Raw genomic sequence first — 23,407 nt, 5'->3', positions numbered from 1 at the left:
GAAATGCCGAAATTTGCAGCCAACTTAACGATGCTTTTCAATGAGGTACCGTTTCTCGAACGCTTTACGCTCGCGAGCGAAGCCGGGTTTGAAGCGGTGGAATATCTCTTTCCGTATGATTACAACGCCGACGAGTTGAAGCGGGAACTGACCGAAAACAACCTTGTCCAAGTCTTACATAATCTCCCTGCCGGCAATTGGGGAGCGGGCGAGCGCGGCATTGCCGTCTTACCCGACCGCGTCGACGAGTTCCGGCGTGGCGTCGTGATGGCAATCGACTATGCGACGGAGCTCGGCTGCAGGCAGGTCAACTGTCTTGCAGGTATTGCGCCGGCGGGGTTGGGCAATGATGTCCTGCGCTCAACCTTCGTCCATAATCTGAGGCTCGCCGCACAAGAGCTTGCGAAATATGACATTAAGCTGTTGATCGAACCGATCAACACCTACGATATTCCGGGGTTCTATCTGAACACGGTCGAGCAGGCGGCTTCGATCATCGAAGAGGTCGGCAGCGATAATCTGTTTATTCAGTACGATCTCTACCACCAGCAGCGCACGCGTGGCGAACTCGTTGCCACCTATGAGCGGCACAAGGAGCTGATCGCGCATGTCCAGCTTGCCGACAATCCGGGCCGCAATGAGCCCGGTACGGGCGAGATCAATTATCCCTTCGTTTTCAAAGCCTTGGATCAGGCCGGCTACGATGGCTGGATCGGCTGCGAATACAAACCAAAAACAGAAACGCAACGCGGCCTTGCCTGGTTGAACGAAGCTTCAACAACGCAAAAGCACGCGGATATCATCAGGATGAGGAGCTGACCACATGGCGGACATAGGTTTTATCGGGCTTGGTATCATGGGAACACCCATGGCGCGCCATTTGCAGGATGCCGGGCACGAGCTCTACACATCGAAGTTCTTTATTGAGCCGAAACAAGAGCTTATCGACAATGGTCTCAAGATTGTCGAGAGCCCTAAGGCTCTGGCCGAAAAGACGGACATCATCATCTTGATGTTGCCGGACACACCGGAAGTGAAGGATGTTCTCTTCGGCGAGAATGGCGTGGTCTTCGGCCTGAAGCCCGGCAAGCTCGTCATCGACATGAGCTCGATCTCGCCGATCGATACCAAGGAGTTCGCCAAGAAAATTCGCGAAACCGGCAGCGAATATATCGATGCGCCGGTGTCCGGCGGCGAGGTTGGCGCCAAGAATGCGACGCTCAGCATCATGGCGGGCGGCGAGCAAAGCGCGTTCGACCGCGCCTTGCCACTCTTCAAATTGCTGGGGAAAAACATAACCTTGGTTGGTGATTGCGGTGACGGTCAGGTGACGAAGGTCGCCAATCAGATCATCGTTGCGCTGACCATCGAGGCCATATCGGAGGCGCTGGTATTGGCGTCGAAAGCCGGTGCCGACCCGGCTCGGGTCCGAGAAGCGCTGATGGGCGGCTTTGCCTCCTCCCGCATTCTGGAACTGCATGGCGAGCGTATGATCAAGCGGACTTTCGATCCGGGTTTCCGCATATCGCTGCACCAGAAGGACCTCAACCTGGCGCTGCAAAGTGCCAAAACACTGGGTGTTTCACTGCCTAACACCGCCTCGACGCAGGAACTGTTCAACAGCTGTGCTGCAAACGGCGATAGTGGTCTCGATCATTCCGGCTTGGTAAAAGCGCTCGAACGCATCGCCAATCACCAGGTCGCCTGAAAATCTACTGCGGCGGTCATCTGACGCGATTTTCTGTGCTTACGGTGCTCACGTACTAAATGTACGCTGCGCTCCGGTGCTCGAAAACCACGCCATATGTCTCGCCGCAGCGACTTTCAAAACGGTCTCTTAGAGTCCAGCCACCGACAATTTTCGCCGGGCAATTGCCATGATGCGTCTTGAGAAGATAAGACCCTCACCATAGATTCCCGTTTTCCAGTTCTGGCGAGAGTTCAACCATGGCGAGCAATACACCACCGCGGATCCTCTGTGTCGGGGCGCTGACCATGGATACGATTTTCCGGCTCGACAAGTTGCCGTCGGGACCCGGCAAATTCATTCCGCTCGAAGCAATCGAAATTGCCGCAGGCATGGCGTCCAGCGCCGCCACAAGTATCGCCCGCCTTGGCGGCGATGTCTCGCTCTGGGCATCCGTCGGGCCGGACGATATCGGGCGGCGTGTCATTGAGGAACTGACTGCCGAGGGCGTGGACTGTTCTCACGTTCGGAGCATCGAGGGCGCACGTTCAGCCTTCTCCACCATCTTCGTCGATGCCGTGGGTGAACGGATGATCGTGCCTTACTACGATCCGGAGCTTTTGTCTGCGCCAGAGACAATGCCGCCGATTTCTGATGGCACCTACGATGTCGTGATGACCGATGTACGTTGGCCGCTTGCCGCTGCGCAAGCGCTCAAGGCGGCGCAGCAGGCTGGCGTCCACGGCGTCCTCGACGCCGACACCGCTTCGCTCGAGACACTGGAAATGCTGATGCCGCTTGCTTCGCATATCGTCGCCTCCGAGCCAGCGGCGGAGAAGGTGACGGGTGAAAGTGACCCGGAACGGGCAGCCGTTGCTCTGGCCGCACTTTATGGGCGCGACGGTGAATTCATTGCCGTGACCGGCGGCGAGAAGGGCTCCTTCTGGTACGATGATCTGGAAGGCGAGGTCCGTCACATGCCGGCCTTTCCCGTGGATGTCGTGGACACGCTCGCGGCGGGCGATGTTTTCCACGGCGCATTCGCCTTCGGCCTCGCGCGCGGCTATCCGATCTACCAAATCATGCGCTTTGCCAGCGCTGCCGCCGCGATCAAATGTTCCCGCTTTGGCGGCCGGGCCGGCGCACCGGCGAAATCCGAAGTCGACGCGCTTCTTTCCCAGCATCCCGAGGATTGAAATCTTCTAGTAAAAAGTCAGTGCGTTCCTGTTGACTTTCGACTGACATGTCAGTACGTCTTTAGTCGTAAATGGCATGGGAGAAGCAAGTGTCTCGGGATCGATTTGGGCTATCCGCCGCGCTGACCACGCCATTCGATGCCGAGATGCGTATCGATGTATCGAAAGCGGTCGAGCATGCCCGCCACTGCCTGAGCAACGGCTGCAGCAGCGTGACGCTATTCGGAACGACAGGCGAGGGTTCCTCGATCGGTGATGAGGAGCGGGGGGTCGTTATCCAGGCGTTTCTCGACGCGGGGATCGAGCCGAAGCAGATTGTGGTCGGCGTCATGGCCAACTCTTATGTCGATGCGGCGGTCCAGTCGCGCCATGCGCTCGACGCGGGTTGCCGTGGCGTATTGCTTGCTCCTCCGTCCTATTTCAAGAATATCAGCGACGACGGACTGTTCGTCTGGTTTTCCTCGGTCTTTACGGAGATCGGTGCGGGGGCGAGAGACATCATCCTTTACAATATCCCTTCCGTTACCGCCGTTGAAATCTCGGTCGATCTTGTCACCCGCCTGCGCGAAGCTTTCCCGAAAGTCGTTTCCGGTGTGAAGGACTCATCCGGAAACTGGCCCTTCACTGAAAGGCTGCTGGCAAAGCACAATGATCTGGCAATCCTCATCGGTGACGAGCGCTCACTTTCCGCAGGCGTTCGTCTTGGCGGGCAGGGGGCGATTTCCGGCATGGCAAATCTTTATGCGGACCGTCTTTTGCCAATGATCAATGAAGGCCGCGACGATCCGGCAATGATCGAGGCGGTCAATGAGCTTTTGAAATTTCCCGTCACGCCAGCGGTAAAGGCTTTGGTCGCCTACCACGCGGGCGATGATGGGTGGCGCCGGGCACGTGCGCCGCTGCTGGCCCTTTCGGATTTGGACTACAAAAGACTGACTGGCATCTTCGACCGCTTGTTTGTGGCCGCTGCCGCGTAATAATGGGGAACCAATACGAGTCGGGAGGACGGGCATGGATGATGGTAACGAGCCGGTAAGACTGCGAGAGAAGGCCTATGCGAGTTTCACGGAGCATCTTCTGGCCCGTGATATCAATCCAGGGCAATTCGTGTCGCAGCGCCAGCTCGTTGCAATGACCGGTATGCCGCTTGGAGCCATCCGCGAACTTGTGCCTCGCCTCGAAGCCGAGGGCCTGGTCAAGACGATTCCGCAGCGTGGCATCCAGATTGCGCATATCGATCTCAATCTGATCCGCGAGGCCTTCCAGTTTCGCCTGTTCATGGAAAAGGAAGCAATTGCGCTCTTCTGCGTTTCGGCATCCGATGAACTACTGGCCCGGCTGCGCAAGGAGCATGAAGACACACTGGAGGAGGCGCTGCAGGGCAAGGAGACGCCCGAGCTGGAATTGCGCGCGCAGACGATCGACTGGAACCTGCACGAAACGATTATCGATTCTCTCGAGAACGGGATCATCGGCAGGGCTTACCGGATCAACGCGATCAAGATGCGCCTGATCAATCAGGAGCGGTTCCGCATCACTGGTCGCGTCGTCCCGGTCATGCGTGAACACCTGGCGATCCTGACGGCGATCGAGACCCGCGATCCGCAGACGGCAATGGATGCGATTGCAGTGCACATCAACAATGCGAGGAATTTGGCACTGAAACTTTAGGAACATTGGCAATGGGAGTTGCCGTGCAAAGTCACAAGAGGAGGAAACAATGAGCATGAACTTCGTCAAACCGACGCGCCGTCAGTTCCTGGCCGGGTCGGCGGCACTAGGTGCCGCGAGCATCGCCGGGCTGAAGCCGGCATTTGCCGCTGTCGACTGGAAGAAATATGCGGGTACGACCCTTGAGGTCAATCTGATCAAGAGCCCGCGCGGCGATATCCTGCAGAAATACCAGAAGGAATTCGAGGACCTGACAGGGATCAAGGTCAATGCCGAACAGACGCCCGAGCAGCAGCAACGCCAGAAGGCGGTCATCGAGCTGACATCCGGCAAGCCAAGCTTCGATGTCATCCATATCAGCTATCACGTGCAGAAGCGCCAGTTTGAGAAAGCCGGATGGCTCGCCGATCTGACACCGTTCCTGAAGGATCCGAGCCTGACCGAGGCTTCTCTGACCGAGAGCGACTTTGCGCAGGCGGGTCTCGATTTCGCCAAGGACAAGAACGGCCGCTTTGGCGGACTTCCCTTCTCGGTGGATTATTGGATCATCTACTGGAACAAGGATCTCTTCGCGGCCAAGGGTGTCGAATACCCGAAGACATTCGAGGAATTGGTCGCCGCTGCCGAAAAGCTGACCGACAAGGACGCCGGCACTTATGGGTTCGTTGCGCGCGGCATGAAAAACGCCAATACGCCCGTATGGGCAAGCTTCATGCTCGGCTACGGCAAGAGCACCGTGATGGACGGCAAACTGCAATCGGATACGCCGGAGTCGATCGAAGCCGCCAAACTCTACCAGCGTCTGATGACCAAATCCGCACCGCCCGGCGTGACAGGGTTCAACTGGGCCGAGTGCCAGTCGAGCTTCCTGCAGGGCAAGGTGGGCATGTGGCTGGACGGTATCGGCTTCGCGCCGCCGCTGGAGGATCCCAAAAAGTCGCGTGTTGTCGGCAAGGTCGGTTACGGCGTCATGCCGAAGGGGCCTGGCGCACAGGCTGCCCCGACATTCGGTGACGGTATCGGCGTTACAGAAGGCTCGTCGAAGAAGGAAGCGGCCTATCTCTATTGCCAGTGGGCGATTTCGAAGGAGATGGGTGCGCGTCTGCTGCAGTCCGGCTCCGGCGTTCCCTTCCGCAATTCGGTGCTCAACGACCCGGAAATCCTGAAAGGTGTGACCATGCCCGCCGAGTGGGCAAGCGTGCTTTCAGAATCCGCAAAGGTGAGCCAGCTTTGCCTGCCGGTCATCGTTCCGGTTACCGAGTTCCGTGACGTGATGGGTGTTGCCTTGACCAATGTCATTGGCGGCGCCGATCCGGCAGCGGAAATGAAACGGGCGACGGAAGAATTCCGTCCGATCCTGGAAAAAAGCGAAGCGTAGCGTAGCAGCATGACAATTACCGCCTCGACCATGACCAATGAACAGCAAAGTGCCAAGGTTAAGAACGGCGATGGCCGGTTCACGCCGAGCTATTGGCCGTTCGTTATTCCGGCGCTGGTTATCGTCGTGGCGGTGATTGTTTTTCCATGGGTGTTTACCCTGTGGATGAGTGTCAATGAATGGCATCTCGGCGGAGAAAAGAGCTTCGTCGGTTTTGCCAATTTCACACGGCTTGCAGGTGACGCGCGCTTTTGGCAATCGATGGGACACACGGTGGTCTATACCGTTCTGTCCGTTGTGGCACCGCTGTTCCTCGGCACGATCGCGGCGCTGGTCTTCGACAGCAAGTTGCCGATGCGCGGGCTGTTGCGCGGTATATTCGTCATGCCGATGATGGCGACGCCCGTCGCGGTCGCTCTCGTCTGGACGATGATGTTTCACCCGCAACTGGGGGTTCTCAACTATCTGCTGTCGCTGATTGGTATCGGCCCGCAGGAGTGGATATTCAACCAGAACACTGTGATACCTTCGCTGGTGCTGGTCGAGACATGGCAATGGACGCCGCTGGTCATGCTCATCGTTCTCGGGGGCCTTGCAGCCATGCCACGCGATCCCTTCGAGAGTGCGGAGATCGACGGGGCCAATGGCTGGCAGAAATTCCGCTACATCACCTTTCCGATGATCCTGCCGTTCATGATGGTGGCTGTGATCATCCGTTCCATCGATGCCTTGAAAAGCTTCGATATCATCTTCGCCATGACGCAGGGCGGTCCTGGCACAGCTTCTGAAACGATCAACATCTATCTCTACAACGTCGCCTTCGCCTATTATGACATTGGCTATGGTTCGGCCATCGCCGTCGTCTTTTTCATCGTCATCATCACCATGTCGCTTGCGCTGCTGCATCTGCGCCAGCGGACCAAGTGGAACAGCTGAGGGACGGGAAAATGTTGCTTCGCAAACTGCTCAAATGGTCGGGCACCGCTTTCATTGTCTTCGTGATCGTATCGCCGGCGATTTTCTTCTTCCTGTGGATGCTGTCGCTCTCGCTGAAATACGAGATCGACAACGGCGCCTATCCGCCGATCTTCATCCCGGAACAGTTCGCCTGGTCGAACTACAGCGACATCTTCGCCGCCAATGATTTCCTGCATTATTTCTGGAACAGCCTGCTCGTGACAGGCACGGCAACAATCCTGGCGCTGCTCGTTGGCGTGCCTGCCGGCTACGGCATCGCGCGGCTGAAAGCGGACAAGTCGGCGATCGTCATCATGATTGCGCGCATGACACCGGGCCTTTCCTATCTGATCCCGCTGTTCCTGCTGTTTCAGACCTTGGGCCTGCTCGGGACGCTCTGGCCGCAGATCATCATCCATCTGGTGGTGACGGTGCCCATCGTGATCTGGATCATGATCGGCTATTTCGAGACGACGCCGATCGAACTCGAAGAAGCGGCGATGATCGATGGCGCGACCTCTTGGCAGGTGTTCCGCCTCGTGGCACTGCCGATCGCCAAGCCGGGCGTGGTGGTGGCGCTGATCCTTGCGGTCATCTTCTCATGGAACAATTTCGTCTTTGGCATTGTGCTTGCAAGCCGCGAAACGCGAACGCTGCCGGTCGCGGTCTACAACATGCTCTCGTTCGAGCAGGTCAGTTGGGGTCCGCTCGCGGCGGCAGCCTTCGTTGTCACGCTGCCGGTGCTGTTGCTCACCGTCTTCGCCCAACGCCAGATCATTGCGGGGCTGACCGCTGGCGCGGTGAAATAGGCCTATACGCCGTAGCGTTCGGTGCGGATGATAGCGGCGGGAACATCCGCCCCGATCAGAGCATCGGCCGCGGCATTGACGAAGGCATTCGATCCGCAAACGAAGACTTCTTTCGGCTGCGAAGGCATGCGGGCGAGGACATCCAGAATCATTGCCGGGTCGATGCGCCGCGTATAGTCGCTCTCCTGCGATGATGGCTCGCGCGTCAACGTCAGGACCAGATCGAAGCCGTTGCCGGACTGATTGAACATCTGCAATTCGTCATGGAAAATCAGTTCGTCCGACGTGCGGGCGGAATAGAGCAGCAGGATAGGCGCCAGTGATTGTTGCGCAGCACGGTGGCGGACCATCGAAATCAGCGGTGCCACACCGGAACCGCCGCCGATCAACAGGATTGGCGCGCCATCCTCGACCGTCCAGATGAAATGCCCGCCTATCGGGCCGCGAAGCTCGATCTCATCGCCGATGGTAGCGACCTCGTGGAAGAAGGCCGACACTTCGCCGTCCTCCAGCCTTTCAATGGCAAGCTCGATGATTTCTCCCTGCTCCGGTGTCGAGGCGATCGAATAGCTGCGCTGCGCCTGATAGCCGTCCGGCGCGCTCAACCGGACATCCACATGCTGCCCCGGCCGGTAGGCGAAAGGCTGGGATGGCTGGAGGAAGAAGCTGACGACGCGCGGGGTCTGCCTGACGATTTCGGTGATGGTTGCGCGCTGCCATTCCGCCTTTGTTGCGGGTATCTGATCTGACATGCCTCAATCGCCAGTGTAGCGTTGTTCGCGCCACGGATCGCCATAGATATGATAGCCGCGCAGTTCCCAGAAGCCCGGTTCGTCACGTGTGGTGAATTGCAGGCCGTTGATCCACTTCGCCGATTTCCAGAAGTAAAGATGCGGAACGAGCAACCGCGCCGGGCCGCCATGATCGGCCGTCAGCGGCTGGCCATTATAGAACGTGGCAATCATCGCCTTGCCGCCGGTCAGATCCTTGACGGGAACGTTGGTCGCATAGCCATCGAAGGAATGCGCGAGAGCAAACTCGGTCGGTGGCTCGATACCGGCCTCGGCGAAAATATCGTCGATCAAAACGCCCTGCCATGGTGTATCCAGCTTCGACCAAGCGGTGACGCAATGGATATCCCGGGTGAACTTCGTCTGCGGCAGCGCATTGAATTCGACCCAATTCCATTTAATGAGCGGTTTTGGCCCATCCTTGAGCGTGAACGACCAGTCTTCGGTGCGGACGCGCGGCGTCGGCCCCGCCGACAGGACGGGAAAGTCGTCGGTCAGCGTTTGACCCGGCGGGATACGGTCTTTGATTTCTGGCGGTTGGCGCCGGCCGGTAAAGCCGCGTGTCGTCATGGTTGTGAACTCCTAGCACCTCATACAACCACAAAGGTTTGTCGCGGCCAAGACCGGACCCGGTCAACCATGGTTGATCATGATGTGGCGCACCGCGGTATAATCCTCCAGTGCATAGACCGACATATCCTTGCCATAGCCTGATTGCTTGACACCACCATGTGGCATTTCATTGGTGAGCATGAAGTGCGTGTTGATCCAGGTGCAGCCATATTGCAGGCGCGACGCGGCTTTCATTGCCTTGGAAATATCCTGCGTCCACACCGACGAGGCCAGGCCATAATCGCTGTCATTGGCCCAGGTCACGGCCTGATCATCATCTTTGAAGCGCGTAACCGAAACGACAGGGCCGAAGACTTCGCGGCGAACAATTTCGTCTTCCTGCGTGGCGCCGGCGACCACGGTCGGCTGGAAGAAGAAGCCGTCCTTGCTACCGGCGCCACCACCGGTGGTAATCTCGATGTGCTTCTGCTCGGTTGCCCGCTCGACGAAGCTCGCAACACGATCGCGCTGCCGGCCGGAAATGAGCGGACCGATTTCGTTGACCGTGTCATCGGCATCATTGTAGCGGATGGTAGAAACGGCGGAGGTAAGGTCAGCGACGAGCTTTTCGTAGACACCGTCCTGCGCATAGATGCGGCAGGCAGCGGTGCAATCCTGCCCGGCATTGTAGTAGCCGAAAGTACGGATACCGCTGACCACAGCCTCGAGATCGGCGTCGTTATAGACGATCACAGGGGCCTTGCCGCCGAGTTCGAGATGCGTGCGCTTGACGGTTTTTGCCGCAGCTTGCAGGACTTTCTTGCCGGTGGCGATATCGCCGGTGATCGAAACCATGCCAATCTTCGGGTGGTTGATCAGGGCATTACCGACCGTGTCGCCGCGGCCAAGAATAACGTTGACGACGCCCTCCGGAAGAATATCCGCCAGCAGGCGTGCCATTTTCAACGCGGTCAGCGGCGTCTGCTCCGACGGTTTGAACACAACCGTGTTGCCGCCGGCAATCGCAGGCGCCAGCTTCCATGCCATCATCATCAGCGGATAGTTCCACGGCGCGATGGAGCCAACAATGCCGATGGCGTCGCGGCGGATCATAGAGGTGTGGCCCGGCAGATATTCACCTGCCACCGGCGAGGTGAGGGTGCGCACCGCGCCGGCGAAAAAACGCCAGCAATCAATAATCGCCGGCATCTCGTCATTGCGCACGGCGTTGATGGGTTTGCCGCAATTCAAGGCCTCAAGCGCAGCGAAATCATCCGCATGTTTTTCGATAGCGTCGGCAATCTTGAGCAGGTATCCGGAACGTTCGGCAGGAGTAGTGCGGGACCAACCGGAGGAGGCCCGTTCCGCAGCATCGACCGCCGCATCGATCTGGCCATGGGAGGCCTCGGCGAGGTCGATGATCTTGGCGCCGGTCTTCGGGTTGAGCACATGCTCCTCCGCTTCCGTTCCGGCTTCGAACTTTGAACCGATCAGCAGTTTCGTATCCATGACATGTTCTCCCATGTTATTTGCCTGAGCCGGCGATCTGGTCGCCGTCACGTGTGAGGTAGTAGGCGCCGAGGATCGGCAGGAAAGTGACGATCACCACAACCATGGCAACCACATTGGTTACGGGTCGCTGGCGCGGCCGGATCAATTCCTGCAACATCCATATCGGCAGCGTGGATTGCTGTCCGCCAGTGAACGTGGTGACGATGACCTCGTCGAAGGAAAGCGCGAAGGCGAGCATGCCACCCGCGAGCAGCGCGGTACCGATGTTTGGCAGGATGATGTAACGAAATGTCTGGAAGCCATTAGCGCCGAGGTCCATCGAGGCTTCCATCAGAGAACCCGACACACGGCGGAAACGCGCAACAGCATTGTTGTAGACAACCACTATACAGAAAGTCGCGTGACCAAGCACTATGGTCCAGAATGAAAACGGGATATCCGCCAGGCTGAACGCTGAACGCAGGGCTATGCCGGTAATGATACCGGGCAGGGCGATCGGCAGGATCACAAGAAGAGATATCGTCTCGCGTCCGAAGAAGCGCGTCTGGCTGACTGCGGCGGCACAGAGCGTGCCGAGCACCAGAGCGATCATCGTCGAGATCGAAGCAACGCGCACCGACAGCCACAGAGCCTGCCAGACGTCGGCCCGCTCCCACGTCACCGCAAACCATTTAAGAGTGAGGCCGGGCGGGGGAAACTGATAACTCTTCTCCTCAGTGGTGAAGGCATAGAGAAAGATCAACAGCAGCGGCAGATGCAGAAACAGCAACCCGCCAGCCGCTGCGATCTTCAGGCCGAAGGGTGCGGAAGCGGATTTGTCAGAGCGCATCGAAGGCTCCCATTCTCCGCGCCATCCACAAGTAGAGGCCCATGATGACGATTGGCACGACGGTGAAGGCAGCCGCCAGCGGAATATTGCCGGCTGTCCCTTGCTGGGCATACACGGCCTGGCCGATGAACAGCCGCGACGACCCTATAATCTGCGGGATGATATAGTCACCGAGCGTCAGCGAAAAAGTGAAGATCGATCCGGCGACGATACCGGGAAGCGCAAGGGGAAACAGCACATGGCGGAAAGTCTGTTGCGGCGTGCCGCCGAGATCGGATGACGCCTCGATGAGATTTGTCGGTACACGCTCCAGCGCTGCCTGGATCGGCAGGATCATGAATGGCATCCAGACATAGACGAAGACGATGAAGGTGCCCGTATAGCTTACGGACAGGGAATTGCCGCCGATGACAGGGAGCGAAAGCCATGCATCGAGTAGCCAGAGCAGGTTCAGCTTGGTCACGAGCCAGGTGAGAATGCCTTCCTTGGCGAGGATGAGTTTCCACGCGTAAATCTTGACGAGATAGCTGGACCAGAGCGGCAGCATGACGCCGAGATAGAAGATGGCTTTCCACTTTCCCCTTGCGTAGCGGGCGGCGTAGTAGGCGATCGGGAAAGCGATGACCGCCGAAAACAATGTCACGATTGCCGCCATCAATATGGTGCGGATGATGATGTCGAAATTGGCATCGTTCAGCAGCTGCCTGTAGGTGGCGAGCGTGAACTCGTAATTGATCAGGCCGGAATAATCGTCGATCGAAAAGAAGCTCTGCAGCAGCAGGGCGAGCAATGAGCCGAGATAGATGATGCCGAGCCAAAGCAGTGGCGGGCCGAGCAGAATGGTGAGAAACACGTGCGGGTGTTTCCAGAGGAAATCCGAGACACGTCCTGCCAAGCTGCCGCGCCCGGTCTGGATCGCGTGTTGTTGAGCGATGGCGCTCATGATGCCGCCTCCATCAAATGCAGGTCGGTACGGTCAAAGCTTAGCTGCACCGGGTCGCCCTCGGCGGGAATTGAAGCGGCGGCCGGGCTCATGACATTGATCCTCGTGCCGTTGACAATGACCAGCACGCGGTTTGCCGCACCAAGAAAGCTGCGCGACAGGACAGTGCCATCAAGGACGAGCCTGCCATGGCCGCTTTGGCCCAGCGAGATAGCCTCAGGCCTCAGGCTGGCAAATTGCGGTGCCGCACCCAACTGTGCAACGAACTCGGGGGGCAGGATATTTGACGAACCGACGAAATCGGCGACGAAACGCGTCCGCGGTTGCTTGTAGACTTCTTCCGGCGTCCCGAGCTGTTGAATTCTGCCATCGTTGAATACAGCGATACGATCCGCCATCGACAGAGCTTCGCCTTGGTCGTGGGTGACGAAAACAAAGGTGATGCCGAGGGACTTCTGCAAGGATTTGAGTTCCTCTTGCATCTGCTCGCGCAACTTCAGATCGAGCGCGCCGAGCGGCTCGTCCAGGAGCAGAACTTTCGGCTTGTTGACCAAGGCCCGGGCCAGCGCCACGCGCTGGCGCTGACCGCCGGAAAGCTGGCCCGGGCGACGCACGCCATATCCGGGTAGTTTGACCATGGCGAGCGCGTCTTCCGCCGCCTTGCGCCTTTCCTCCCTGGCGGCGCCCTTGACCATGAGACCATAGGCGACGTTCTCGAGGATGCTTAAGTGCGGAAACAGCGCGTAATCCTGAAAGACCGTGTTGACGCTGCGGCGGTAGGGCGGCACACCCTCGGCAGTCTCGCCGAAAATCTCGATATGTCCGGCTGTCGGCTGTTCGAACCCCGCCATCAGCCGCAGGCAGGTCGTTTTGCCTGAGCCGGACGGTCCAAGCATTGCAAAGAACTCGCCCTCCGCAACCGCAAGATCGACGGCGTCTACAGCGCGCACAGCACCGAAATGACGCGATACGTTTTCGAACAGCACAGCAGCGGTCATGGCTTCGCTCCGGGTAACGCACCACCCTAACCCTCCCCCTTGTGGGAGGGACGGACCGCAGGTCCGGGGAGGGGCTTTCTCGAATTTTAATAAGCTAACGTGCAGGGTTAGGCCGCTTCAAAAGACCCCTCCCTGCTGCTTCGCAGCCTCCCTCCCCACAAGGGGAGGGTAGGGAGCACAGTCGCGGAATCTAGCGCCCGCCGATCACGCCGATATAATCCGAAACCCAGCGGTGATATGGCACGCATTCGCTCTGGGTTTCGCACTTTGAAACCGGCGTTCTCCAGAACTTGATCTTGTCGAAGTCGTTATAACCGTTTGTCGCGCAACCCTCATCGGTCAAGAGTTCGTTGCCTTTGCAGGCTGCTCCAACCGAAGGATTGGCGCCGAACCAGGCCGAGACGTCACCCTGTACCTTGGGTGAAAGTGAATGCTCCATCCACATATAGGCGCAGTTCGGATGCTTGCTGTCGACGTGCAACATGGTTGTGTCGGCCCAGCCAGTTGCGCCTTCTTCAGGGACGACCGATGCGATTGGCTTTTTCTCTGCCTTCAGCAGATTGACCTGGAACGGCCACGAGCCGGAGGCGACAACGCCTTCATTTTTGAAATCATCGACCTGGATCATGGCATCGTGCCAGTAGCGGCTGGCGAGGGTCCGCTGCACACGCAGGATATCCAGCGCTGCCTTGTATTGGTCTTCGTTAAGTTCGTACGGGCTCTTGATGCCAAGTTCGGGCTTATGGGCCATGAGATAGTTGGCGGCATCGGCGATATGGATCGGTCCGTCATAGGCCTGAATGCGGCCCTTGTTCGACTTGCCATCAGGCAAGGTCATTTCCTCGAACACCACGTTCCAGCTGGTTGGCGCCTTGTCCTTGAATGCTTCGGTATTGTACATCAACACGTTTGGGCCCCACACGTAGGGCACGCCATAATGAACGCCCTTGACGGTGTTCCAGGGCGCGTTTTGCATGCGTTCGTCGAGAGTCTTCCAGCTTTTGATAAGGTCCGTATTGATCGGCTGGACGCGCTTGCCGGCAACGAGACGCAGCGATGCATCGCCAGACGCCGTGACGAGATCGAAGTCGCCTTCGTTCATGAGCGCGACCATTTCGTCGGATGTTGCAGCAGTCTTGACGCTCACCTTGCAGCCGGTCTCCTTCTCGAAGCCTGTGACCCAATCATAGGCCTTGTCGGTATCGCCGCGCTCGATGTAGCCGGGCCACGCGACGATGGAGACTTCGCCTTCGCCCTTGCCGATTTCTTTCAGCGCTTCCTGGGCGAGGACCTGCGTGGTGAAGGCAAGGGAAAGCGTAAGTGCAGTGCAGGATTTCAAAAACTGCTTCATCTCAATTCTCCCGTTTTGGCCCTGCTTTCAGGGCATATGTTCCCGGCGAGAAAAGTGCCTTGATTTTTCCGTATTCGCAAATTCATTTATCAGAAGGTTGGTATCGGAAATTCCGATATCACCGGGATCGACCACTGCGAAGGGCTTCGGCGATGCCGACGAAGTCCCGGGCGGCCTGGGGAAGGCTGGAGCCCTTGCGCCAGACCATGCCGACTTGAACCACGGGAAGGGCACCGGAGACGTCGCGGCTCTCGATGCGATCGCCCTCCAGAGACCAGGGACGGTAGACCAGATCGGGTAACAAGGCGATTCCGGCGCCGGTAGCAACAAGGCTGCGGACGGCTTCGACCGAGCGGGTGCGGAAGGCGACATGCGGACGCGCACCCAACGCGGTCAGAAGTTTGCCGGTGTTCTCCTCGATTTCGTCGACGGTCAGCATGATCAGCGGCTCCCTGACAATATCGTTGATCGAGATGATATCCGCACTGACCAAGGGATGACCGAGTGGCAGCCACAATCTGTAGGGTGACGTCTCGATGATTTCCGCCTGCAGAGCCATGCGATCGCGAAGATTGGATATGACCATGACCGCCACGTCGAGTTCGCCGCCCACCAGCAAATGTTCCAGGTACGAGCCATTGTCTTCGATGGCGCTGACCTCGACGCCGGGAGAGGCGCGACGGAAGCGGGCGAGGAGGTCCGAAAGGACGTAGCCTGCGACGAGCGATGTTACACCGAGGTGCAGCTTGCCCGCCTGCTTTGGCACTTCTTCGGAAAACGAGCGGCGTGCATCCGAGACATCGGCGAGGATCTTCGTCGCATGGCGCAGGAATTGGTGACCGTTATAGGTGATATCGAGGCCGCGTGGATGGCGTTCGAAAAGTTCGACGCCGAGATCGCTTTCGAGCTCTTTTATGGCCTCGGTGATCGATGATTGCGAAATCGACAGATTTTGTGCGGCGCGGGTGATGGAGCCCTGTTCCGCGACGGCGACGAAATACTGCAATTGCCTGATGGTGAATGCCATGCGCCGAGTTAATAGAGGGGTGTGTGGATTGGCAAGCCGCGGCCGAAAAGGCTGTTGTTTAATATTGCCGATTGTTAATGATATTATAATATTATAAATAGGAGCAAGAAGTGGGGAGCGCGCTGGGAGGTCGTGCCGTTTGCAACTTTGGCGACGGTTTTTGTCTGGTTAGATTCCCCACGCACGCAAGCAATTAGCAGGCAAGCATTTGGCAGGCAACCAGCTCACCAATTATGATTTCCGCACCGCGGGGCAGGCGCGAACGCATCATGGCCACGTCATGCGCGATCTCGGGTTGAAGATAATAAACGGCGTCTACCCGGAGAACAGTATTCTGCCGGGTGATGCGGAATTGCTGGAACGATTTGGGGTATCCCGAACCGTATTGCGCGAGGCTTTGAAGACGCTCGCTGCCAAGGGGCTGATCCAGCCGAAAGCCAAGATCGGCACGCGCGTGCTGGAGCGCTCGCACTGGAACCTGTTCGATCCGGACATACTGGTCTGGCATTTCGAGGCAGGTGCGAGTGCCCATTTCCTGTCGAGCATCGTCGAGATGCGGCTGGCGCTTGAGCCCGAAGCAGCGGGCCTTGCCGCATTGCGGCGCACGGATGCCCAGCTTGATACCCTGTTCCATTGGGTCGAGAAGATGGGCAACGCACGCGAATCGGCGGCGGATTTCGTATTCAGCGATCTGCAGTTCCATATTGGGATAGCGGAGGCCTCCGGCAATCCTTTCATGCGCTCGATCAGTGCGCTGATCGAAGTAGCACTGGTGACCACCTTCACCATCAGTTCGCCCATACCCAACTCCGAAAGCCATGTGCGCTCCGTTGCACGCCACGCCGCGATCGCCGAAGCGATCAAGGCCCGCAACGTCGAGGCGGCCAAGCAAGCCATGCGCGTCGTTATAGAGGAAGGCGCCGAGCGGGTGCTGACTGCGGGACGAACCACAGCTACAGCGTAGTGATCGTTACCTTCGCGGGCTTCTCGATCTTCAGCGGATTGCGCAACGGCAAGCCGAAGGCTGGCGCTTCGATCTCGAAGACGTCGCCGTTCTCAGCCTTGATGCCATCGGCAAAGGAAAGCGTCGCCGTGCCGAACATATGCACGTGAACATCCCCTGGCTGACGGAACACCGCATATTTGAAGTGGTGATGCTCGAGATTGGCAATCGTATGGGACATGTTGTCTTCACCTGAAAGAAAAGGCTTTTCCCACAAGGTCTTGTTTTTGCGCAAGATACGCGAAGCGCCACGAACATCGGAAGGCAGGTCGCCGAGAATCAGCTCGGGACCTACCGAGCACGGCCGCAGCTTGGAGTGGGCGAGATAGAGATAGTTCACGCGCTCCATGACATGATCGGAGAACTCGTTGGCAAGCGCAAAGCCGATGCGGAAAGGTGAGCCGTCGGGGCCAATCACATAGATCCCGGCAATCTCCGGTTCTTCGCCAGCATCGTCGGCAAAGGCGGGAGAGATGAGTGGCTGGCCGGGACCGGTCAGCATTGAACCATTGCCTTTGTAGAACCATTCAGGCTGTACGCCGGTCGCGCCCTTCTTCGGTTTTCCGTTTTCGACCCCCATGCGGAACATCTTCATCGAATCGGTCAGTTTTTCTTCCGCAGCGTCGCCAACTTTGCGATGCATCGCATCGCGCGTCGCAGCGGATCCGAGATGGGTGAGGCCGGTACCGGTCAAATGGATATGGGCAGGATCGTGCGTGTCGATCGGGGGAAGCAAGCGGCCTTCCGCATAGGCAGCTGCAACGTCGATCCTCTTGCCAAGCCCGCGTTTTTCCACAATCTCGGCTATGCCTGCTTTCGCATCGATCGCCGCATGCGCTAGTTCCAGAACGGAACGCGTGCGCTTGACATGCCGGAATTCCTCACCGACACGTGCGGCAACCTGCCGCTTTCCATTGGCATTCGTCAACTGGACCAGATTCAAGGCTTCCTCCCGATATATCAGATTTGGTGGCGTGGTTATAAGCTGGCCATACGGTATCGTCCAGCAGCTCTTTTCAAAAAATATTATAATAGTATTATATGGTTCGAAGCGTTTTTCGCAACTCGGCGAAAGTCCTATTCCAAAAGTCATACTTTTGCGATAGATGTTGGGAAGACCCTGCTCTGGGAGGACTGGTCCGGGCTAAAAAGTTCGGTCGAAGCCGCTCAAAAGTATCGGGCATGATTTGAAAACCGGGAGGATACACGTGAAAATACTCAATCTGTTTGCCGCGGGATTGATCGCACTTGGTGCGATGGGGTCGCAAGGCTACGCCCAGGATAAGGGCTCTGTCGGCATCGCGATGCCGACCAAATCCTCGGCACGCTGGATTGCCGATGGCGACAACATGGTGAAGGCGCTGAAAGAACGCGGCTACACCACCGATCTGCAATATGCGGAAGACGATATTCCAAACCAGCTGGCGCAGATCGAGAACATGGTCACCAAGGGCGTCAAGGTCCTCGTGATCGCTGCGATCGATGGCACGACGCTTTCGAACGTTTTGCAGCAGGCGCACGATGCCGGCATCAAGGTTATTTCCTATGACCGCCTCATCCGTGACACGCCGAATGTCGACTATTACACGACCTTCGACAATTTTCAGGTGGGTGTTCTCCAGGCAAGCTCGCTCGTCAAGGCGCTCGGCCTTCCGGATGCGAAGGGCCCGTTCAACATCGAATTGTTCGGTGGTTCGCCTGACGATAACAACGCCTTCTTCTTCTATAATGGCGCGATGTCTGTCCTGCAGCCTCTGATCGATAGCGGCAAGCTCGTCGTCCAGTCCGGCCAGATGGGCATGGACAAGGTCGGTACGCTGCGTTGGGATGGTGCCGTTGCGCAGGCGCGCATGGATAACCTCCTGTCAGCCTACTACACCGACAAGAAGGTCAATGCCGTTCTGTCACCTTACGATGGTCTGTCTATCGGTATCCTTTCGTCACTGCGCGGCGTCGGTTACGGAACCGCGGACCAGCCATTCCCATTCGTTTCCGGACAGGATGCGGAAGTGCCATCGGTGAAGTCGATCATTGCCGGCGAGCAGTACTCGACGATCTACAAGGACACACGTGAACTGGCCAAGGTGACGTCCGATCTCATCGATAAGGTTCTCAAGGGCGAGGAACCGGAAGTCAACGACACCAAGACCTATAACAATGGTGTCAAGGTTGTTCCATCCTACTTGCTGAAACCGGTCGAAGTCGACAAGACCAACTGGAAAGAAATCCTGATTGGCGGCGGCTACTACACAGAAGACCAGATCAAATAGATCTTGAAACCAATGACAAACCCTGCGCTTTACCGCGCAGGGTTTGTTGTCATGTCGATAAAGGCTTTCCGGGAAATAATTCCATTGGCCAAAAGCCATAAAGCCTAATAAAAATTGCAGAAGGAACGACGCTGCAAAAGCGTCGGTGAGGATCTCGATGGAAACCATCCTCGAAATGCGCAATATCACCAAGACTTTTCCTGGTGTCAAAGCGCTCAACAACGTCAATCTCGATGTACGTAAAGGCGAAATTCACGCTCTGGTGGGCGAGAACGGCGCGGGCAAATCCACCCTGATGAAGGTGCTAAGCGGTGTCTATCCGCATGGCAGCTACGAAGGCGAAATTTTCTACAATGGCCAGGAGCAGCACTTCCGCGGGATCAGCGACAGTGAAAAGCAGGGCATCATCATCATTCACCAGGAGCTGGCGCTGGTTCCACTCCTGTCGATCGCCGAGAACATTTTCCTTGGCAACGAACCGTCAAAATTCGGTATCATCGATTGGCATATTGCGGAAAACCGGACGCGCGAACTCCTGGCCAAGGTCGGTCTGAAGGAAGACCCGCTGACATTGATTACCAATCTCGGCGTCGGCAAGCAGCAGCTGGTGGAGATCGCCAAGGCGCTGTCGAAAGATGTCGAGTTGCTCATCCTCGACGAGCCGACCGCGAGCCTCAACGAGAATGACAGCGACGCATTGCTGGCGCTGCTGCTGGAGTTCAAGGCCCACGGCATTTCCTCCATCCTGATTTCGCACAAGCTGAACGAAGTCGGCAAGGTTGCTGACCGCATCACAGTGCTGCGAGATGGCGCGACCATCGAGACTCTCGACAAGCAGGATATCTCTGAAGACCGGATCGTTACTTCGATGGTCGGGCGCCAGCTGGCGGACCGCTTTCCGCAGCGCGAACCCAATATTGGCGAGGTGGTGTTCGAGGTGAAGGACTGGGTGGTTCATCACCATATCCACAGCGAGCGCACCGTCATCAATGGTATCAATCTCAATGTGCGCAGGGGTGAAGTCGTCGGTATCGCCGGGCTGATGGGAGCTGGCCGCACCGAATTCGCCATGAGCGTGTTCGGCAAGGCCTATGGGCGCAACATCAGTGGCGAGGTCTTCATCAAAGGCAGACAAGTCGACGTCTCGACCATCGGCAAGGCTATCGACAACGGGATCGCCTACGTCACCGAAGACCGCAAGACCTATGGCCTCAACCTGATCGACCACATCAAGCACAACACCACGATCGCCAATCTGAACGGCGTTTCGCATAACGGTGTGATCGATGATATGGCCGAATTGAAGGTTGCCAATGAATATCGCCGCAAGACCAATATCCGTTCATCGAGCATCTATCAAAAGACCGGCAATCTCTCCGGCGGCAACCAGCAAAAAGTCGTTCTCTCGAAATGGTTGTTCGCCAACCCGGACCTTTTGATCCTTGACGAACCCACGCGCGGCATCGATGTCGGCGCGAAATATGAAATCTATACGATCATCAACCAACTGGTAAGCGAAGGCAAAAGCGTGCTGATGATCTCGTCGGAAATGCCAGAGCTGCTCGGCGTTTGCGACCGGATCTATGTGATGAACCAGGGCAGGCTCGTCGGTGAAATGCCGGCCAGCGAGGCAAGCCAAGAAAAAATCATGCGCGCCATTATCCGTGCCGAAGGGAAAGCATCATGACAATTGAAACCGCAGCAACGCAGGGGAAAAAAGACCTCGCGACGAATGGCTCCGCGTTGAAAGGCAACTACCGCGAATATGGCCTGGTGCTCGCCTTGATCCTTATCATGATCTTCTTCCAGTACACGACGAGTGGCGTTCTCTTCAAGCCGGTCAACCTGACCAACCTTGTGCTGCAGAACAGCTATATCATCATCATGGCTCTCGGCATGCTTCTGGTGATCGTGGCCGGACACATCGATCTTTCGGTGGGCTCGGTATCGGGATTTATCGGCGGCCTTGCTGCGGTGATGATGGTCCGCTGGCAAATCCACTACATTCCGGCGACGATTCTGTGTCTGATCATGGGTGGCGCAATTGGCGCCGCGCAGGGGTATTGGATTGCCTATCACAAGATCCCTTCCTTCATTGTCACGCTGGCCGGCATGCTTGTCTTCCGCGGCCTCGCTCTCTGGCTGCTGGGCGGCCAGTCCGTTGGCCCGTTTCCACCGCAGTTCCAGCTCTTGAGTTCCGGGTTCATTCCCGACTTTTTCGGCTATCCCGGGTTCAACGTCACCTCGATGCTTGTCGGCATTATTCTTGTTGCGCTGATGATCTATTTCAGTGTGCGCGGACGCGCCAAGCGGGAGAAGCATGGCTATCAGGGCGAGCCCTTCACCCTCTTCGTTGCCAAGAACCTCATCATCGCCGGGATCGTGCTGTTCCTCACCTATCTGCTTTCTTCCTACAAGGGGTTGCCGAACGTCCTGATTGTCATGTCCCTCTTGATCGCGCTCTTCGTCTTCGTGACCAAGCGCATGACCGTCGGCCGGCGCATATACGCCATGGGCGGCAATGAAAAGGCGGCAAAGCTCTCCGGCATCATGACTGAACGGCTGACGTTCCTGACCTTCGTCAACATGGGTGTACTCGCCGCTCTCGCTGGGCTGATCTTCGCGGCACGTCTCAACACGGCGACGCCAAAGGCGGGACTTGGCTTCGAGCTCGACGTGATTGCTGCGGTCTTCATCGGCGGTGCGTCGGCCATGGGTGGTGTCGGCCAGGTCATGGGCGCGGTAATCGGCGCCTTCATCATGGGCGTCATGAACAATGGCATGTCGATCATGGGCGTCAACATCGACTGGCAGCAGGTGATCAAGGGTCTTGTTCTGCTCGCTGCGGTTATCTTCGACGTCTACAACAAGAACAAGGCTTGAAGCCCGTTTCGTAAAGTCTGCTGACAGTCAGTGCGTGGTTCGACAAGCTCACCATGAGGGACGTCGTGGGCTCAGAAGCCCAAGTAGCCAATGTTGACGTCTTTGGCTCCCTGTAACACCCAAGTTCCCTCATGGTGAGCTTGTCGAACCACGCACCATTTGGTCGAAGAAAAGGCTCGGCAAATTACCCGAACGCGGACAGCGTTTCCGTTTTGACTCTCGATTGGCGTAATGCATGAATACAGCCCGACGATCGCGCCAGGGACGGGAAGGCTCATGAAAACATTCTGTGCGGACGAGCAGAAGCACCATAATCCGAAGGGCTTTCTGTCGAGTGGCGCGCCGCGGCCCAATCCGGAAAAGCCGGAGCGGATTGAGCGGCTTCTCGCGGGTGCCCGAGCGGCGGGGAGTTCCATCCATCGCCCCGCCAATCACGGGCTCGGCCCGATTGCCGCCGTTCACACGCCCGAATATCTGGAGTTCCTGCAGACTATCCATGGGCGCTGGCAACTGATCCCCGGGGCCTCGGAAGAAGTGGTGCCCAACATCCATCCGATCAACCGTACGGGAAGCTATCCGGCTTCGGCCGTGGGGCAGGCGGGTTATCACATGGCCGATACCGCATGTCCCATTTCTGCGGAGACCTGGGGAAGCGCCTGCTGGAGCGCCTGGGCCGCGGTCGAAGCGGCCGAAGCGGTAATGTCCGGCGACCCGGCAGCCTACGCGCTGTGCCGACCGCCCGGCCATCACGCCTTCGCCGATGTCGCCGGCGGCTTCTGCTTCATCAACAATTCAGCCGTCGCAGCGCAAAGACTGCGCAAGAACGCCGCCCGCGTCGCTATCCTCGACGTCGATCTGCATCATGGCAATGGCACGCAAGGCATCTTCTACGCACGCTCCGATGTGCTGACCGTTTCGATCCACGCCGATCCGGTGCGGTTCTATCCGTTCTTCTGGGGCTATGCCGACGAGCGCGGCGAGGACGCCGGTCTCGGCTACAATCACAATCTGCCGCTAGTGCGCAAATCCGGCGACGAGGTATTCCTGGAAGCACTTGCTGCCGCAAGAAGCCGCATAGAAGCCTTCGCGCCGGAAGCATTGGTCGTGGCGCTGGGGCTCGATGCTTTCGAAGGCGATCCGTTTGGCGAACTCTCCGTTTCGACGCCAGGTTTTGCCCGTATGGCCGAAGCCATCGCGAAATTGCGCCTGCCGACGGTGATCGTGCAGGAGGGCGGTTATCTTTGCGACGAGCTCGGCGACAATCTTACTGCGTTCCTCACCGGCTTCGGCGCTGCGATCTGATTTTTCTTTTTCGCTGACAAAAGGTCTGTTGGCGTAGAAAACCCCCGGAAAACGGGCGCCTTAACGCCTCATCCTTAAGGTTTATCCCCAGGTTGGGTTGTAAGATTTGGGAAGTTTGGAATTTTTGTGATTTGGTGTGTTGACAGGTTTGTTAGGTGGGGTCTATATACCGGCACAACGAGGGCGGGGCGCCGCTGGCGGTTGCCGAATGCGCCCTATAGTTTGGTTGACTGGTTTGCTTGCGGGCT

General features: G+C 57.6%; 22 protein-coding genes. 13 read left to right on the top strand and 9 right to left on the bottom strand.

All coding sequences use genetic code 11. The features are described 5' to 3' along the window. Window positions 1-3 precede the first annotated feature (3 nt). The 8 genes from hyi to PHA01_RS28430 all read left to right on the top strand — a co-directional run bounded on the left by hyi (window position 4) and on the right by PHA01_RS28430 (window position 7,698). Window positions 4-819 (top strand): hydroxypyruvate isomerase, encoded by an 816-nt coding sequence (gene hyi / locus PHA01_RS28465; RefSeq protein ID WP_271899618.1) that lies wholly within the window; start codon window positions 4-6, stop codon window positions 817-819. 4 nt (window positions 820-823) lie between these two features. Next, window positions 824-1,708 (top strand): 2-hydroxy-3-oxopropionate reductase, encoded by an 885-nt coding sequence (locus PHA01_RS28460; protein WP_271899617.1) that lies wholly within the window; start codon window positions 824-826, stop codon window positions 1,706-1,708. Between the two features lie 239 nt (window positions 1,709-1,947). Beyond that, window positions 1,948-2,883, top strand: coding sequence for a sugar kinase (locus PHA01_RS28455; RefSeq protein WP_271899616.1), 936 nt, complete (start codon window positions 1,948-1,950; stop codon window positions 2,881-2,883). A gap of 71 nt (window positions 2,884-2,954) precedes the next feature. Beyond that, window positions 2,955-3,860, top strand: a complete 906-nt coding sequence (locus PHA01_RS28450; protein WP_417021062.1) for a dihydrodipicolinate synthase family protein — start codon at window positions 2,955-2,957, stop codon at window positions 3,858-3,860. 34 nt (window positions 3,861-3,894) lie between these two features. Further along, window positions 3,895-4,554 (top strand): GntR family transcriptional regulator, encoded by a 660-nt coding sequence (locus PHA01_RS28445; RefSeq protein WP_224515479.1) that lies wholly within the window; start codon window positions 3,895-3,897, stop codon window positions 4,552-4,554. Window positions 4,555-4,603: 49 nt separating this feature from the next. Then, window positions 4,604-5,932, top strand: coding sequence for an ABC transporter substrate-binding protein (locus tag PHA01_RS28440; RefSeq protein ID WP_271899614.1), 1,329 nt, complete (start codon window positions 4,604-4,606; stop codon window positions 5,930-5,932). 30 nt (window positions 5,933-5,962) lie between these two features. Continuing rightward, window positions 5,963-6,868 (top strand): carbohydrate ABC transporter permease, encoded by a 906-nt coding sequence (locus PHA01_RS28435; protein ID WP_271899622.1) that lies wholly within the window; start codon window positions 5,963-5,965, stop codon window positions 6,866-6,868. 11 nt (window positions 6,869-6,879) lie between these two features. After that, complete coding sequence (locus tag PHA01_RS28430; RefSeq protein ID WP_224515482.1) at window positions 6,880-7,698, top strand: carbohydrate ABC transporter permease; 819 nt, start codon at window positions 6,880-6,882, stop codon at window positions 7,696-7,698. A 2-nt stretch (window positions 7,699-7,700) separates the two neighbouring features. Here PHA01_RS28430 and PHA01_RS28425 read toward each other — a convergent pair whose 3' ends face one another. The 8 genes from PHA01_RS28425 to PHA01_RS28390 form a co-directional block, all read right to left on the bottom strand. Next, window positions 7,701-8,450: a ferredoxin reductase gene (locus tag PHA01_RS28425; RefSeq protein WP_271899613.1), complete on the bottom strand. Its 750-nt coding sequence runs from the start codon at window positions 8,448-8,450 to the stop codon at window positions 7,701-7,703. Between the two features lie 3 nt (window positions 8,451-8,453). Further along, window positions 8,454-9,059: a sulfite oxidase-like oxidoreductase gene (locus PHA01_RS28420; RefSeq protein WP_271899612.1), complete on the bottom strand. Its 606-nt coding sequence runs from the start codon at window positions 9,057-9,059 to the stop codon at window positions 8,454-8,456. Window positions 9,060-9,122: 63 nt separating this feature from the next. Then, window positions 9,123-10,550, bottom strand: a complete 1,428-nt coding sequence (locus PHA01_RS28415; RefSeq protein WP_271899611.1) for a gamma-aminobutyraldehyde dehydrogenase — start codon at window positions 10,548-10,550, stop codon at window positions 9,123-9,125. 16 nt (window positions 10,551-10,566) lie between these two features. Beyond that, on the bottom strand, window positions 10,567-11,382 hold the full coding sequence (locus PHA01_RS28410) for an ABC transporter permease (RefSeq protein ID WP_271899610.1): 816 nt from the start codon (window positions 11,380-11,382) through the stop codon (window positions 10,567-10,569). Beyond that, complete coding sequence (locus tag PHA01_RS28405; RefSeq protein ID WP_271899609.1) at window positions 11,372-12,325, bottom strand: ABC transporter permease; 954 nt, start codon at window positions 12,323-12,325, stop codon at window positions 11,372-11,374. The genes PHA01_RS28410 and PHA01_RS28405 overlap by 11 nt, the downstream gene beginning before the upstream one ends. Further along, window positions 12,322-13,323: an ABC transporter ATP-binding protein gene (locus tag PHA01_RS28400; RefSeq protein WP_271899608.1), complete on the bottom strand. Its 1,002-nt coding sequence runs from the start codon at window positions 13,321-13,323 to the stop codon at window positions 12,322-12,324. Before PHA01_RS28400 ends, PHA01_RS28405 begins: the two co-directional genes overlap by 4 nt. A gap of 190 nt (window positions 13,324-13,513) precedes the next feature. Next, complete coding sequence (locus PHA01_RS28395) at window positions 13,514-14,674, bottom strand: ABC transporter substrate-binding protein (protein ID WP_271899607.1); 1,161 nt, start codon at window positions 14,672-14,674, stop codon at window positions 13,514-13,516. A gap of 118 nt (window positions 14,675-14,792) precedes the next feature. Then, window positions 14,793-15,701, bottom strand: coding sequence for a LysR family transcriptional regulator (locus PHA01_RS28390; RefSeq protein ID WP_271899606.1), 909 nt, complete (start codon window positions 15,699-15,701; stop codon window positions 14,793-14,795). Window positions 15,702-15,909: 208 nt separating this feature from the next. Between PHA01_RS28390 and PHA01_RS28385 the strand changes: the two genes are divergently transcribed. Next, window positions 15,910-16,665 (top strand): FadR/GntR family transcriptional regulator, encoded by a 756-nt coding sequence (locus PHA01_RS28385; protein ID WP_271899605.1) that lies wholly within the window; start codon window positions 15,910-15,912, stop codon window positions 16,663-16,665. On the opposite strand, the gene araD1 is transcribed toward PHA01_RS28385, so the two are convergent. After that, entirely contained in the window at window positions 16,655-17,647 is a 993-nt protein-coding gene (gene araD1 / locus PHA01_RS28380; RefSeq protein WP_271899604.1) for an AraD1 family protein, read from the bottom strand. The genes PHA01_RS28385 and araD1 overlap by 11 nt on opposite strands. Before the next feature lie 313 nt (window positions 17,648-17,960). Between araD1 and chvE the strand changes: the two genes are divergently transcribed. The 4 genes from chvE (at window position 17,961) to PHA01_RS28360 (ending at window position 23,159) form a co-directional block, all read left to right on the top strand. Beyond that, window positions 17,961-18,974, top strand: a complete 1,014-nt coding sequence (gene chvE, locus PHA01_RS28375; protein ID WP_224515507.1) for a multiple monosaccharide ABC transporter substrate-binding protein — start codon at window positions 17,961-17,963, stop codon at window positions 18,972-18,974. Window positions 18,975-19,131: 157 nt separating this feature from the next. Beyond that, complete coding sequence (gene mmsA / locus PHA01_RS28370; RefSeq protein ID WP_271899603.1) at window positions 19,132-20,661, top strand: multiple monosaccharide ABC transporter ATP-binding protein; 1,530 nt, start codon at window positions 19,132-19,134, stop codon at window positions 20,659-20,661. Beyond that, a complete protein-coding gene (gene mmsB, locus PHA01_RS28365; protein ID WP_271899602.1) occupies window positions 20,658-21,857 on the top strand; it encodes a multiple monosaccharide ABC transporter permease in 1,200 nt (399 codons plus the stop codon). The genes mmsA and mmsB overlap by 4 nt, the downstream gene beginning before the upstream one ends. A 276-nt stretch (window positions 21,858-22,133) precedes the next feature. Continuing rightward, window positions 22,134-23,159 carry a histone deacetylase family protein gene (locus tag PHA01_RS28360; protein ID WP_271899600.1) on the top strand — a complete coding sequence of 342 codons (1,026 nt, stop codon included), beginning with the start codon at window positions 22,134-22,136 and terminating at the stop codon, window positions 23,157-23,159. Window positions 23,160-23,407 lie beyond the last annotated feature (248 nt).

Source organism: Candidatus Phyllobacterium onerii (assembly GCF_028331445.1).
Lineage (GTDB): Bacteria > Pseudomonadota > Alphaproteobacteria > Rhizobiales > Rhizobiaceae > Phyllobacterium > Phyllobacterium onerii.
This window is presented reverse-complemented; position numbering and strand designations above follow the sequence as displayed.

What these genes read in the sequence shown, in the direction of transcription:
- hyi (WP_271899618.1), top strand. Translation starts at nt 4, where the DNA reads ATGCCGAAATTTGCAGCCAACTTAACGATGCTTTTCAATGAGGTACCG.
- PHA01_RS28460 (WP_271899617.1), top strand. Translation starts at nt 824, where the DNA reads ATGGCGGACATAGGTTTTATCGGGCTTGGTATCATGGGAACACCCATG.
- PHA01_RS28455 (WP_271899616.1), top strand. Translation starts at nt 1,948, where the DNA reads ATGGCGAGCAATACACCACCGCGGATCCTCTGTGTCGGGGCGCTGACC.
- PHA01_RS28450 (WP_417021062.1), top strand. Translation starts at nt 2,955, where the DNA reads ATGGCATGGGAGAAGCAAGTGTCTCGGGATCGATTTGGGCTATCCGCC.
- PHA01_RS28445 (WP_224515479.1), top strand. Translation starts at nt 3,895, where the DNA reads ATGGATGATGGTAACGAGCCGGTAAGACTGCGAGAGAAGGCCTATGCG.
- PHA01_RS28440 (WP_271899614.1), top strand. Translation starts at nt 4,604, where the DNA reads ATGAGCATGAACTTCGTCAAACCGACGCGCCGTCAGTTCCTGGCCGGG.
- PHA01_RS28435 (WP_271899622.1), top strand. Translation starts at nt 5,963, where the DNA reads ATGACCAATGAACAGCAAAGTGCCAAGGTTAAGAACGGCGATGGCCGG.
- PHA01_RS28430 (WP_224515482.1), top strand. Translation starts at nt 6,880, where the DNA reads ATGTTGCTTCGCAAACTGCTCAAATGGTCGGGCACCGCTTTCATTGTC.
- PHA01_RS28425 (WP_271899613.1), bottom strand. Translation starts at nt 8,450, where the DNA reads ATGTCAGATCAGATACCCGCAACAAAGGCGGAATGGCAGCGCGCAACC.
- PHA01_RS28420 (WP_271899612.1), bottom strand. Translation starts at nt 9,059, where the DNA reads ATGACGACACGCGGCTTTACCGGCCGGCGCCAACCGCCAGAAATCAAA.
- PHA01_RS28415 (WP_271899611.1), bottom strand. Translation starts at nt 10,550, where the DNA reads ATGGATACGAAACTGCTGATCGGTTCAAAGTTCGAAGCCGGAACGGAA.
- PHA01_RS28410 (WP_271899610.1), bottom strand. Translation starts at nt 11,382, where the DNA reads ATGCGCTCTGACAAATCCGCTTCCGCACCCTTCGGCCTGAAGATCGCA.
- PHA01_RS28405 (WP_271899609.1), bottom strand. Translation starts at nt 12,325, where the DNA reads ATGAGCGCCATCGCTCAACAACACGCGATCCAGACCGGGCGCGGCAGC.
- PHA01_RS28400 (WP_271899608.1), bottom strand. Translation starts at nt 13,323, where the DNA reads ATGACCGCTGCTGTGCTGTTCGAAAACGTATCGCGTCATTTCGGTGCT.
- PHA01_RS28395 (WP_271899607.1), bottom strand. Translation starts at nt 14,674, where the DNA reads ATGAAGCAGTTTTTGAAATCCTGCACTGCACTTACGCTTTCCCTTGCC.
- PHA01_RS28390 (WP_271899606.1), bottom strand. Translation starts at nt 15,701, where the DNA reads ATGGCATTCACCATCAGGCAATTGCAGTATTTCGTCGCCGTCGCGGAA.
- chvE (WP_224515507.1), top strand. Translation starts at nt 17,961, where the DNA reads ATGGGGTCGCAAGGCTACGCCCAGGATAAGGGCTCTGTCGGCATCGCG.
- mmsA (WP_271899603.1), top strand. Translation starts at nt 19,132, where the DNA reads ATGGAAACCATCCTCGAAATGCGCAATATCACCAAGACTTTTCCTGGT.
- mmsB (WP_271899602.1), top strand. Translation starts at nt 20,658, where the DNA reads ATGACAATTGAAACCGCAGCAACGCAGGGGAAAAAAGACCTCGCGACG.
- PHA01_RS28360 (WP_271899600.1), top strand. Translation starts at nt 22,134, where the DNA reads ATGAAAACATTCTGTGCGGACGAGCAGAAGCACCATAATCCGAAGGGC.